Below are 11,728 nucleotides of genomic sequence, written 5' to 3' on the forward strand. Positions count from 1 at the left end.
TCGCTGTGCGCCGCCGGCTACTCGTCCTCCTCCTCGTTGGGGAATAGAGCGTGGCGTAGCTCGTTTTCGGCTCCGCGCTGCAGGGCGCTCTTGCTGATGTCGACGCCCACGACTTGGCCGAGCAGCTGCTTTACGGCAGCCCATCCGTTTGGCTTGGCGAGCTGGTCGTGGGTGAGGGGTATCACCTGCACACCCATGAGCGCGAGCGCGGCCGTGCGCCGCGCGTCGTTGAGGCCCGCGGCCTCGCCGCTGTGGACCGACGCTCCTTGGCACTCGATTGCGATGGGGCCGTGGGCGTCGTTTGCGTCGAGGTAGAGGTCTGCATAGCAGTGTCCGTGTCGGTAGAGGGCTTGCGCCGTGCCCGACAGGTTGATGCGGTGGTTGTTTGCGAAGCGCACGCCCAGACCGCCGCTGGCGCGCGACAGCCCCAGCAGCATCGATGCCTTGGCTTCGAGGGGCGACGCGCAGACGCCCGTGACGTTGGCTGCTGCCCAGCGCAGCTTCTTGATGCCGCGAAAGCCCTGGGCCTGCTTGGAGAAGCGCTCGAGCTTCTCGGGCGTGGTGAGCAGGTCGCGCTTCCAGAGGTTGGTTGCCTCGCCAGTCGTTGACTTGGTGCGCTTCCAGCCGTCGTCTTTGCTCAGGTCGCCGCGCTGTATTGCCTCGGCAAGCAGCTGCTCGGCGCGCTTGCACGGCTCGAAGGTGCTGTAGCTGCCGCAAAGCTCGTAGGCGGCCAGGAGCAGGTTGTACTTGTTTAGGGTCGCGGCCATTCCCAGCAGCGCAAACTCGGGAGACGCCACGTCAAAGCCGTGCTCGGTCTTGCGGATGCTCCCAAATGGCAGGTCGCGGGCAACCGTGTGCGAGACATAGAGCTTGGTGGCAGAGCAATTTCTAGTGCTATCAACTAACCTGTGCAGCGGGGTCTCAAGTAAGTCCACAGCGAGCGGACTGTTGCCTATCTTTTGATGCTTTGGATCTAGGTACGGCTCGGGTAGTGGAGGGTATAGGACCAGGATTTGGGGCGGAATCTGGTAATAGCGATATGCGGTTAGGCCGCAAAGTGTCCGTTCCACGTTACCCTCCCAAAAGTATTTTCGATTTCTTGAGGCTAAACCTCCAGGCTCGGAATAGTTGATGTCTCAGGCTATTCTCATCTGGTGTTTTGATAGTCCAAATCGCATCAATACTCGGTGGACGGCAATTTAGCCTCAAGAAATCGCAAATACCTTTCTGACGATTGTCTTGCAAGCTGATTTTCTTGAATACATGCGCGCATTTGGGATATAAAACCTAAGTCAAGCAATAGCAGATTTGCGGTTTCGCACGCCGCGGGCGCCATGCGTCCCGTGCGCGCCGCCGCAAATCCGCTTCGCACCATCAGGAGGCACTGCATGCGCAAGTTCAAGACCGAGAGCAAGAAGCTTCTCGACCTCATGATCAACTCGATCTACACCAACAAGGAGATCTTCCTCCGCGAGCTCATCTCCAACGCGTCCGACGCCGAGGACAAGCTCTACCTCAAGAGCCTCACCAGCAGCGACGTCAACCTCGACGAGGACAGCCTCTCGATTCGCATCACCCCCGACAAGGACGCCCGCACGCTCACCATCTCGGACAACGGCATCGGCATGACGGCCGACGAGCTCGAGCGCAACCTCGGCACCATCGCCCACTCCGGCTCCGAGGAGTTCAAGGCCGCCAACGCAGACCACCAGGGCGACGACGTCGACATCATCGGCCAGTTTGGCGTGGGCTTCTACTCCGCCTTCATGGTTGCCTCCGAGGTTCGCGTCGTGACGCGCGCCCTGGGCGAGGACACCGCCCACGTCTGGGTCAGTGACGGCCTCGAGGGCTACACCATCGAGGAAGGCGAGCGTGACCACTGCGGCACCGACGTCATCCTCACGCTCAAGGAAGACGTCGAGCCCGCCGATGGCACCGAGGGCGAGCGCTACAGCCGCTTCCTCGAGGAGTGGACGCTCAAGGACCTCATCAAGCAGTACAGCAACTACGTGCGCCACCCCATCCAGATGCTCGTCACCAAGAGCCGCCAGAAGCCCAAGCCCGAGGACGCCGGCGACGACTACAAGCCCGAGTACGAGGACTACACCGAGCTCGAGACCATCAACTCGATGACGCCCATCTGGAAGAAGCGCGGCGACGTCGAGCAGAAGGACTACGACGAGTTCTACAAGTCCACCTTCCACGATTGGGAGGACCCGGCCCGCACCATCACCTTCCATGCCGAGGGCGCCCTCGAGTACGACGCGCTGCTGTTCATCCCCGGCAAGGCTCCGTTCGACCTGTACAGCAAGGACTACGAGAAGGGCCTCGCGCTCTACAGCTCCAACGTCCTGATCCAGGAGAAGTGCGCTGACCTCGTGCCCGACTACTACAACTTCGTGCGCGGCATCGTCGACTCGCCCGACGTCACGCTCAACATCAGCCGTGAGACGCTACAGCAGAACCGCCAGCTGCGCGCCATCGCCAACCGCATCGAGAAGAAGGTCACGAGCGAGCTCGAGGCCATGCGCGACCAGGACCGCGAGGCCTACGAGAAGTTCTTCGAGAACTTTGGCCGCGGCCTCAAGTTTGGCATCTACTCGAGCTATGGCATGAAGGCCGGCGAGCTCGCAGACCTGCTGCTGTTCTGGAGCGCCCGCGAGAAGAAGATGGTGACGCTCGCCGAGTACGCCAAGGCCATGCCCGAGGGCCAGAAGGCCGTCTACTACGCCGCCGGCGACTCGCGCGACCGCCTCGAGAAGATGCCCGTTGTGCGCGCCGCGCTCGACCACGGCTATGACGTGCTGCTCTGCACGGCCGACGTCGACGAGTTCACCTTCCAGGCCATGCGCACCTACGAGGCCAAGGGTCTGCCCAAGACCTACGAGGATGACGCCGCCCGCGAGGCCGCTGCCAAGGCCGTGGCCGATGGCGCCGAGCCCGAGGTCGAGGACCGTTCGCTCGAGCTCAAGAACGTTGCCGCCGGCGACGTCGACTTTGCCACCGAGGACGAGAAGGCCGCTGCCGAGCAGGCCACCAAGGACAACGAGGACCTCTTCAAGGCCATGAAGGACGCCCTGGGCGACAAGGTCACGAAGGTCACTGTGTCCGCGCGCCTCACCGACGCGCCGGCCGCCATCACCTCGGAGGGCCCGCTGTCGCTCGAGATGGAGAAGGTGCTCTCCGCCGGCCCCGACGCGGGCGAGGCCCCCAAGGCCCAGCGCGTACTCGAGCTCAACGCCCAGCACCCGGTGTTCGACAAGCTCAAGGCCGCCCAGGAGGCGGGCGACGCGGACAAGGTCAGCCTCTACGCCGGCCTGCTCTATGACCAGGCGCTGCTCGTCGAGGGCATCCTGCCCGACGACCCCGTGGTCTTCGCCAGCCGCGTCTGCGAGCTGATGTAGCAGGAGCGTTCGCTGGTTGCGGCTTCGTGACGCCCAGCCTCTGTCCAGCCCATCCGTTTACCGTTCGCCCCGTGCCGTCTGCGTGCGACACGGGGCGTTTTGCTCCCGCGGCGCTATGATGGGAGTCGAAAGGTAATAGGTATGACCTTTCGAGCGTTACGGGGCGGACGATGGCGCGCGCAGAAGGGGAGCGCACCGTCGTCCGTCTTGGTAATGGGGCGCAACGTCGGCAACGCGTGTTGGCGTTGCGCCCTTGCATAGGACGAGCGACTGGCAACGCGTGCCGGCGCTCGTCTCGGCATGCGAGGTGGACGGCACAACGCCGCGTCCTTCTCGGCAAAAGACGCTGCTTGCCGGCAACGCGTGCTGACAGGCCACGCCACATCGACAGCCATCGCGCCCGTCCCGGGCGCCACCAGCAAAAGGAGAGCATCATGGCCGAGTCCAACGAGTACTACCTGCGCCGCTGCATCCAGGTCTCCCGCGAGTCGCGCGAGCACGGCAACACGCCGTTTGGCGCGCTGCTCACCGACAAGGACGGCAACATCCTGATGGAGCAGGAGAACATCGAGATCACCCAGCGCGACGCCACCGGCCACGCCGAGACCGCCCTAGTGCGCCGCGCCAGCCACGAGTACTCGCGTGCCTTCCTCAAGGACTGCACCCTCTACACCACCGCCGAGCCCTGCGCCATGTGCTCGGGCGCCATCTACTGGGCGGGCATCGGCCGCGTTGTCTATGGCATGACCGAGCGTCGCCTGCTGCAGCTCACCGGCTCCAACGAGCAGAACCCCACCTTTGACCTGCCCTGCCGCGACGTCTTTGCCCGTGGCCAGAAGGACATCAAGGTCGAGGGTCCCTTCCCCGAGGTCGAGGAGGAGGCCGCCGAGGTCCACAAGGGCTACTGGGACTAGCGGGGCGCCATGGCTGAATGGGTAAAGACGGGGTCGCTCTCAGACCAGACGCGTCGCGCGCTCGAGGCGATCATTGGCGAGATGGACCTTGCGGCCAGCAATAAGCTGCCGCGCGAGGAGCAGCTCGCCCAGCGCCTGGGCGTGAGCCGCACGACGGTTCGCCAGGCCCTGAACGACCTTGCGGCCGATGGCTTCGTGCTGCGCCGCCAGGGCAAGGGCACCTTCGTGAACGTCGAGGCCATGGGCGTGCGCGCGCACCTCTCGCCCGCAAGCGAGCTCACGCGTGCCATCGAGCGCTGCGGCCACAAGGCAGACGTGCGGCCCCTGCGAGCCTGCGAGGCCAAGGGCGAGCAAGCCGCCCGCGCCTGCTGTGAGCTGCGTCTTTCCGATGGCGAGCCCGTCATCGAGGTCACGAAGCAGTTCCTGGCCGACGGCCGGCCGTGTGCCATCTGTCGCGACTGGCTGGGCCTCGAGGTGGCGGGCGGCAACGACGCCGCGGCCGCGGTCGCGGAGCTCGCGAGCTATCCCAGGTCGCTTTTCTGCTACCTGTTCGAGCGTGGAGGCAGGCGCCTGTCGTGGGAGCGCACCGAGCTTGACGTGGTGACGGCCAGCGAGGCTCGCGCCGTCATGGGCGATGAGGCGGCTACCGAGGTGGGGGAGCGCCCGATGCTGGTCACGCGGTCGGTTCTCTACGACACGAGCGACGCGCCGGTGGTTCTGGCCGAGGAGTACGTCGACACGAGCGTCATCTCGTTCGACATCGTTCGCCGCATGGATATCGCGTACTAGCGCGAGCGGGGCGGGTGCGGCTGTCGTGCCCTGCAACCTGCATACACAAACAAAGGCCGGGGTGGGAACGCTTCCCATCCCGGCCCTTTGCGTGGTCCTCGCACTTCTCGCGCGGCGGCGGCTCCAAGCTGCCAGCGCTTCTTTTAGCTCACGCTCACGATGGCGTAGTGCTTGCCGTCCGCGTTGTCGAGCGTCACGGTGAGGGCGCCGTCCTGCTCGTGAAGGTGCGGGTAGATGACGTCACCGAGCTTGGCCGCCTGGCTGTAGTGGACGTCGAGCGTGAGGGGAGCGGCGGGCATGCGCTCGCCCAGTGCCCCCAGCGCAATCGCCACGTACTGGGCGTTGTTGACGTGGTGGTTCGTGTCGAGATGGGCGGCCGTGACCTGCACCGGCACGAGCGGCTCTCCCTCGTCCTCGATGCGCACCACGTGCGGGATCGCGGGCATGTCGAGCGGCGCGTCTTTCTCGGCGTCTGCCAGGTAGGGCGCGCTCTCGTTCTCGGGCGTGCGCACGGGACGACCCTTGTTGGAATCGAACATGAACCAGCTGGAATCGGCGCGGACGATCGGCCCGGCGTCCGTCGCATCGCCAGCGCGTCTCACGGTGAAGTTGCGGCTCGCGCGCAGCCCCTTGAAGCCCGTGGCCCACGTGCTCACGACGATCTCGTCGTTGAAGCGCGGCAGCTCGCGGATCTCGATCTTCCAGGCGCTGAGCATCCACGCGAGCTTGGTGCTCGCGATGTGCCTGGGCCCCATGCCCAGCAGGTCCGACTGAAACGTGCTGCAGTCCTGCAGGTAGTCGATGAGCGCCGGAATGGTGAGCCTCCAGTTCTCGTCGACCTCGCTGTAGCGGACGTGGCTTGTGAACGAATACATGTGCATCTCCCGTCTTATGTCCGATTGGATTGTACCCGCCGACCCTGCGTTTCCGCTTTGTCTTGGCGGTGCTTCGTGCGAGTTAATTTGCGGTCTGCCGTGGGGAGGCGAGGCATGCGGTCCATAAGATGGGGCCTAGGCTAGCTCTGCGGGAGCGAGTGCCCATCAAGCCAAGGAGGCCACCATGATTGACCAGCTGAACGTTTGTCTGCCGGCGGGGCCGGGGCGCCTGGCGAGGATGTGCCGCGTGCTGGGCGAGTCGGGAGTCCAGATTCATGGCGTCATGGTTGCGAGCAACACCGACTTTGCCATCGTGCGCCTCGTGGTCGACCGCCCGCGTGCCACCTGCGAGATGCTCTGCAACCTGGGCTACGACGCCTCCACCTGCGAGGCTGCGGCCCTGCGCGTCGACAACGTCCCGGGTGGCCTCGCGGTTCTGCTTGACCGTCTGCACTCGAGCGACCTTACCGTGGCCTATGCCTACAGCTGCTCGGTCGACGGCGGCACAGTCGACATCGTGCGCGTCCAAGGCGAGCCCGTCGAGCTCAAGCTGCGCGAGTCTGGGCTGGCGCTCGTCGAGGCGGGGGAGCTGTACGCCCTCGACGAGGATTAGGCGCGCCCCGCGCGGCGGCCGGCGTAGACACGCGGCCCGAACGGTCGCCAAGAAACAGCCTAAGAAGGGCGCCGCCGCCTGAGATGAACCAGACGGCGCCGCCCCTTGCGCGCCCTATGTCGCTCGCAAGCCCTACTCCAGCTCGAACGCACCGGTGTAGAGCTGGTAGTAGTAGCCCCTCTTGGCGATCAGCTCGTCATGGCTGCCGCGCTCGATGATCTGTCCGTGGTCGAGGACGCAGATCAGGTCAGAGTTGCGCACGGTGGAGAGACGGTGCGCGATCACAAATGTGGTCCTTCCCTTCATCAGCGCATCCATGCCATGCTGCACCAATGCCTCGGTGCGGGTGTCGATGCTCGACGTGGCCTCGTCCAGAATCATCGCGGGCGGGTCGGCCACCGCGGCGCGCGCAATGCTGATCAGCTGGCGCTGTCCCTGCGAAAGCCCGCTGCCGTCGCCCTCGAGCACGGTATCGTAGCCCGCCGGCAGCATGCGGATAAACCCGTCGGCGTTGGCCAGACGCGCTGCTTCGATGCACTGCTCGTCCGTGGCGCCAGGGCAGCCGTAGCGAATGTTGTCCATGACGGTACCGGTGAACAGGTTGACGTCCTGCAGCACCACACCCAGGCTCCGGCGCAGGTCGGCCTTGCGGATCTTGTTGATGTTGATGCCGTCGTAGCGGATTTTGCCGTCGTCAATGTCGTAGAAGCGGTTGATAAGATTGGTGATCGTGGTCTTTCCGGCACCCGTCGCGCCCACGAGCGCGATCTTCTGCCCGGGCTCGGCACCGAGCTCGATATCGTGCAGCACGAGCTTTTGGGGCACGTAGCCAAAGTCCACATGGTCGAGCACGATACGCCCCTTGAGCGGCACGAGCTCGCAGCTACCGTCGTGGTGCGGGTACTTCCAGGCCCAGTGCTCGGTGCGCTCGCTTGTCTCGACAAGATTGCCGTCCGCGCCCTCGTCCACGTTGACCAGCGTCACGTGGCCGTCGTCGGACTCGGGCTTCTCATCCATGAGCGTAAAGATGCGCCCGGCGCCCGCAAGCGCGATGATGATCGAGTTGAGCTGGTTGGACACTTGCGCTACGGGGTTCATAAAGTTACGCGTGAGCGTCAGAAACGACGCGATGGCACCGAGCGTGAACGTGTCGAAACCGGTAAGACCCAGGTTGGGTGTCCCTGCGATGGCCATGTAGCCGCCGAGCACAGCCACCACCACATAGATCAGGTAGCCAAGTGCGTTCATCATGGGCATGATCGAATTGCCCACGCCCTGCGCGTTCGTCGCAGCCTTTGCCCAGGCACGGTTGAGCTTGCCCATTCCGGTGCGTGCGGTGTCCTCGTGACAAAAGACCTTGATGACCTTCTGCCCGCCGACCATCTCCTCTATGTAGCCGTTGAGCGCGCCGAGCGTATCTTGCTGCTCGATAGAAAACGACCCGATGACCCCCGTGATGCGGCCCACGAACACGAGTATCGCCGCCATGAGCACGCAGACCACCGCGGTGAGCCCCACGCTCATCCAAAGCATGCACACAAAGACCGCGACCAGCGTGAATACCGAGCTTACGAGCTGCGAGAGCGACTGCGCGATCATCTGGCGCAGGGTGTCGGTGTCGTTGGTGTAGAGGCTCATGATGTCGCCGTGCGCGTGCGTGTCGAAGTAGCGCAAGGGGAGCGTCTGCATGTGCGAGAACATATCGTCGCGGATGCGTTTGAGCGTGCCTTGCGCCACAGTAACCATCGCGCGGTTGTAGACGAGCGTGGCTGCAACGCCCACCACATAGACAGCGCCGATGGTGATGAGCGCGTGTGCAAGGCCCGTCCATATGGGAGCGTCGGTCGCCAAAAGCGGGACGATGTAGTCGTCGATGAGTGCCTGCAAAAACATCGACGACGCGGCGCTCGCGATGGCAGAGAGCAGAATGCACGCGACGACGAGTACAAGTTGTCCTCGGTAGCAGGACATATACGAGAGCAGTCGCTTGACGGTTGCCATATCGAGCTGCATCGCGGGCATGTCGGCGCCCGCCGCGGCTCCGTTTGCGGGGCGTTTCTTCTGCTTACTCATCCTCTGCCGTTCCCTTCTGCTGCGACTCAAAGACCTCGCGATAGATATCGCTCGTGCGCAAGAGCTCCTCGTGCGTGCCCACCGCGCTGATGCGCCCGTCGTCCATGACCACGATCTTGTCGGCGTGCATGACCGAGCTCACGCGCTGCGCGATCACGATCTTGGTCGTGGCGGGCAGGTACTCGGCAAGGCCGCGTTGGATCTTGGCGTCGGTCTTGGTGTCGACGGCGCTCGTGGAGTCATCGAGTACGAGCACGCGCGGCTTGGCCACGAGTGCGCGGGCGATGCACAGACGCTGCTCCTGCCCGCCCGAGACGTTGGTGCCGCCCTGCTCGATCATGGTCTGGTAACCGTCCGGCAGCTGGTCGATAAACTCGTTCGCGCAGGCGAGCTCGCAGGCGCGCACCAGCTCTGCATCGTTGGCCTCGGCGTCACCCCAGCGCAGGTTCTCGGCGATGGTGCCGCTAAAGAGCTCGTTTTTCTGCAGTACCATGGCCACCTGGCCGCGCAGCGCATCGAGGTCGTAGTCGCGCACATCGATGCCGCCCACGCGCACGGTGCCCGCGGTGACGTCATAGAGACGGGCGATGAGGTTCACAAGGCTCGACTTGGACGAACCCGTGCCGCCGATGATGCCCACGACCTCGCCGCTCTTGATGGTGAGGTTTACGTCCTCGAGCACGTTTTTCTCGGCCTTGCTCGCGTAGGCAAAGCTCACGTGGTCAAACTCCACGGAGCCGTCCGCAACCTGCGTGACGGCGCGACCGGGCTCGGGGCTCGCGATGTCGCTCTGTTCGTTGAGTAGCTCGGCGATGCGCTTGGCCGAGCTCTGGGCAATCACGATGAGCGTAAAGACCATGGAGAGCATCATGAGCGCCATAAGGATTTGCGTCGCGTAGGTAAAGAGTGCGGTGAGCTGTCCCGTGGTGAGGCCGAGCGCGGCGTTGTTGCCCGAGGCCACGATGGCCTTAGCGCCGAGCCACGAGATGAGTATCATGCATGCGTACATGCAGGCCTGCATGAGCGGCGTGTTGAGTGCGATGAGACGCTCGCCGCGGGCGAAGTCCTCGTAGATGCGCTGGCCGATGCGGCCGAACTTGCCAATCTCGTGCTCCTCGCGGTTGAACGACTTGACCACGCGGATGCCTGAGACATTTTCCTGCACCACGTTGTTGAGCGTGTCGTAGGTAGCGAAAACGCGGTTGAAGATGCTGCTTACGCGCCACATGATGAGTCCGAGCGCGATGGCAAGGATGGGGATCACGGCCAGGAACACAAACGAAATCTGCCGGTTGATGGTAAACGACACGATCCAGCAGAACGCGAGCATCACGGGTCCGCGCACGCCCATGCGGATGATCATCATGTAGGCGTTTTGCACGTTGGTGACGTCGGTGGTGAGGCGTGTGACGATCGAGCCGGTAGAGAACTTGTCGATGTTGCCAAAAGAGAAGGTCTGCACGTTGTCATACATATCGTCGCGCAGGTTGGCGGCGAAGCCCACCGAGGCACGTGCGCCCATCCAGGCGCCGCCGGCGCCCACTCCAAACTCGAGAACGGCAAGGACGAGCAGGGCGATGCCAAGGCGCCAGACCTCGCCCATGTTGCCGGCTTGGATGCCGCGGTCAATGAGGTCGCTCATGACGAGCGGGATGGCGATCTCGAGTATCACCTCCAGGATGGAAAGTAGGATGGCGGTGACGGAGCTCTTGCGGTATTGCCGCAGGCTCCGCGCAAGCGTTCGTATCATGTATGTTCCTTTCTGTACGAATCGGGCTGAAATCATGTAGCAAGCTACGGAACAGGGCGTAAAGAAGCCCGTCGCAGGCGGAATGAATCCGGTGGGCGACGGGTGCTATTGAGGCTACTGTTTGCAGACGTTGGCGTAGATTCGCCTGAGCATGCGGATGAGCTCCGTCTGCTCGCGTTCATCAAGGCCGGCGAGCAGTTCTTGGTCGCGTTCGCGCATGGTGGCACGCATGCGGTCGCCGGCATCGTGTGCCTTGTCCGTGAGCTCAACGACCTTATTGCGTCGGTCATCCTCGGCTACCCAGGTGCGCACGAAGCCGTTTTTCTCGAGCCGGCTGACGAGGCCGGAGACCGTTGGGTGGGAAACCTTGAGGTTAGCTTCGATCTCTTTTTGGAGCGCTCGGCCCGCATGCTCAATGAGGTAGACGATCACCTGGCTTTGCGCAAAAGTGAGCCCTTGCTCCTTGAGGTCCGCGTCGGCAGACGCCTGCATGCGCTCATTGATCACCTTAAACAGGGGTCCAACAGCATCTTCGGGAACCATTCCAGCCACCATCCTTTCTGTAGCATGTTACGTTTATACCACAACCCGAAGCATGCGACAAATTTACACAAAATCCTACGCCCTACACAAAGGGGGTCCCGACCGAACGGTCGAGACCCCACTAAGGTCTATTTAGGTTGCGCGAAAAGACCGTGCGCGCAGGAGCTCCCCGAGGAATGCGGGGCGTTTGCCCTACTCGAGCTCGAACGCGCCGGTGTAGAGCTGGTAGTAGTAGCCCTTCTTGGCGATGAGCTCGTCGTGGCTGCCGCGCTCGATAACGTGGCCGTGGTCGAGGCAGATGATCACGTCGGAGTTGCGGACGGTCGACAGCCTGTGCGCAATAACGAACGTGGTGCGACCCTGCATCAGCGCGTCCATGCCCTTCTGGACGATGGCCTCGGTGCGCGTGTCGATCGAGCTCGTGGCCTCGTCGAGGATCATCGCGGGCGGGTCGGCCACGGCGGCGCGGGCAATCGAGATGAGCTGGCGCTGGCCCTGGGAGAGCTGCGCTCCGTTGCCAGAAAGCATCGTGGCGTAGCCCTCGGGCAGGCGGCTGATGAAGTCGTCGGCGCCGGCGAGCTTGGCGGCGGCGATGCACTCCTCGTCGGTGGCGTCGAGACGGCCGTAGCGGATGTTGTCCATGACGGTGCCGGTGAACAGGTTGACGTCCTGCAGCACCACGCCCAGCGAGCGACGCAGGTCTGCCTTGCGAATCTTGTTGACGTTGATGCCGTCGTAGCGGATCTTGCCGTCGGCGATGTCGTAGA

General features: G+C 63.7%; 10 protein-coding genes. 4 read left to right on the forward strand and 6 right to left on the reverse strand.

Annotated elements, in window-relative coordinates; translation table 11 throughout:
• Positions 1-17 precede the first annotated feature (17 nt).
• On the reverse strand, positions 18-935 hold the full coding sequence (locus Q3866_RS07275; protein WP_301830705.1) for a hypothetical protein: 918 nt from the start codon (positions 933-935) through the stop codon (positions 18-20).
• Between the two features lie 453 nt (positions 936-1,388).
• Here Q3866_RS07275 and htpG point away from each other — a divergent pair, with 453 nt between their 5' ends.
• The 3 genes from htpG to Q3866_RS07290 all read left to right on the forward strand — a co-directional run bounded on the left by htpG (position 1,389) and on the right by Q3866_RS07290 (position 5,107).
• Positions 1,389-3,404 (forward strand): molecular chaperone HtpG, encoded by a 2,016-nt coding sequence (gene htpG / locus Q3866_RS07280; protein ID WP_301830706.1) that lies wholly within the window; start codon positions 1,389-1,391, stop codon positions 3,402-3,404.
• 434 nt (positions 3,405-3,838) lie between these two features.
• Positions 3,839-4,318, forward strand: coding sequence for a nucleoside deaminase (locus Q3866_RS07285; RefSeq protein ID WP_195447970.1), 480 nt, complete (start codon positions 3,839-3,841; stop codon positions 4,316-4,318).
• Positions 4,319-4,327: 9 nt separating this feature from the next.
• Positions 4,328-5,107, forward strand: a complete 780-nt coding sequence (locus Q3866_RS07290; RefSeq protein WP_301830707.1) for a GntR family transcriptional regulator — start codon at positions 4,328-4,330, stop codon at positions 5,105-5,107.
• Between the two features lie 143 nt (positions 5,108-5,250).
• Here Q3866_RS07290 and Q3866_RS07295 read toward each other — a convergent pair whose 3' ends face one another.
• Complete coding sequence (locus Q3866_RS07295; RefSeq protein ID WP_301830708.1) at positions 5,251-5,982, reverse strand: acyl-[acyl-carrier-protein] thioesterase; 732 nt, start codon at positions 5,980-5,982, stop codon at positions 5,251-5,253.
• A 184-nt stretch (positions 5,983-6,166) separates the two neighbouring features.
• On the opposite strand from Q3866_RS07295, the gene Q3866_RS07300 reads away from it, so the two are divergent.
• Positions 6,167-6,595 carry a hypothetical protein gene (locus tag Q3866_RS07300; protein WP_301830709.1) on the forward strand — a complete coding sequence of 143 codons (429 nt, stop codon included), beginning with the start codon at positions 6,167-6,169 and terminating at the stop codon, positions 6,593-6,595.
• 132 nt (positions 6,596-6,727) lie between these two features.
• On the opposite strand, the gene Q3866_RS07305 is transcribed toward Q3866_RS07300, so the two are convergent.
• The 4 genes from Q3866_RS07305 to Q3866_RS07320 form a co-directional block, all read right to left on the reverse strand.
• Entirely contained in the window at positions 6,728-8,668 is a 1,941-nt protein-coding gene (locus Q3866_RS07305) for an ABC transporter ATP-binding protein (protein WP_301830710.1), read from the reverse strand.
• Complete coding sequence (locus Q3866_RS07310) at positions 8,661-10,418, reverse strand: ABC transporter ATP-binding protein (protein WP_301830711.1); 1,758 nt, start codon at positions 10,416-10,418, stop codon at positions 8,661-8,663. Before Q3866_RS07310 ends, Q3866_RS07305 begins: the two co-directional genes overlap by 8 nt.
• A gap of 114 nt (positions 10,419-10,532) precedes the next feature.
• Entirely contained in the window at positions 10,533-10,961 is a 429-nt protein-coding gene (locus Q3866_RS07315) for a MarR family winged helix-turn-helix transcriptional regulator (protein WP_301830712.1), read from the reverse strand.
• Between the two features lie 192 nt (positions 10,962-11,153).
• Positions 11,154-11,728 (reverse strand): ABC transporter ATP-binding protein (locus Q3866_RS07320; RefSeq protein WP_301830713.1); only part of this gene is annotated, 575 nt, incomplete at its 5' end.

The sequence above is a fragment of the uncultured Parolsenella sp. genome (genome assembly GCF_958346945.1).
Taxonomy (GTDB): domain Bacteria; phylum Actinomycetota; class Coriobacteriia; order Coriobacteriales; family Atopobiaceae; genus Parolsenella.

What these genes read in the sequence shown, in the direction of transcription:
- Q3866_RS07290 (WP_301830707.1), top strand. Translation starts at nt 4,328, where the DNA reads ATGGCTGAATGGGTAAAGACGGGGTCGCTCTCAGACCAGACGCGTCGC.
- Q3866_RS07310 (WP_301830711.1), bottom strand. Translation starts at nt 10,418, where the DNA reads ATGATACGAACGCTTGCGCGGAGCCTGCGGCAATACCGCAAGAGCTCC.
- Q3866_RS07300 (WP_301830709.1), top strand. Translation starts at nt 6,167, where the DNA reads ATGATTGACCAGCTGAACGTTTGTCTGCCGGCGGGGCCGGGGCGCCTG.
- htpG (WP_301830706.1), top strand. Translation starts at nt 1,389, where the DNA reads ATGCGCAAGTTCAAGACCGAGAGCAAGAAGCTTCTCGACCTCATGATC.
- Q3866_RS07305 (WP_301830710.1), bottom strand. Translation starts at nt 8,668, where the DNA reads ATGAGTAAGCAGAAGAAACGCCCCGCAAACGGAGCCGCGGCGGGCGCC.
- Q3866_RS07285 (WP_195447970.1), top strand. Translation starts at nt 3,839, where the DNA reads ATGGCCGAGTCCAACGAGTACTACCTGCGCCGCTGCATCCAGGTCTCC.
- Q3866_RS07315 (WP_301830712.1), bottom strand. Translation starts at nt 10,961, where the DNA reads ATGGTTCCCGAAGATGCTGTTGGACCCCTGTTTAAGGTGATCAATGAG.
- Q3866_RS07295 (WP_301830708.1), bottom strand. Translation starts at nt 5,982, where the DNA reads ATGTATTCGTTCACAAGCCACGTCCGCTACAGCGAGGTCGACGAGAAC.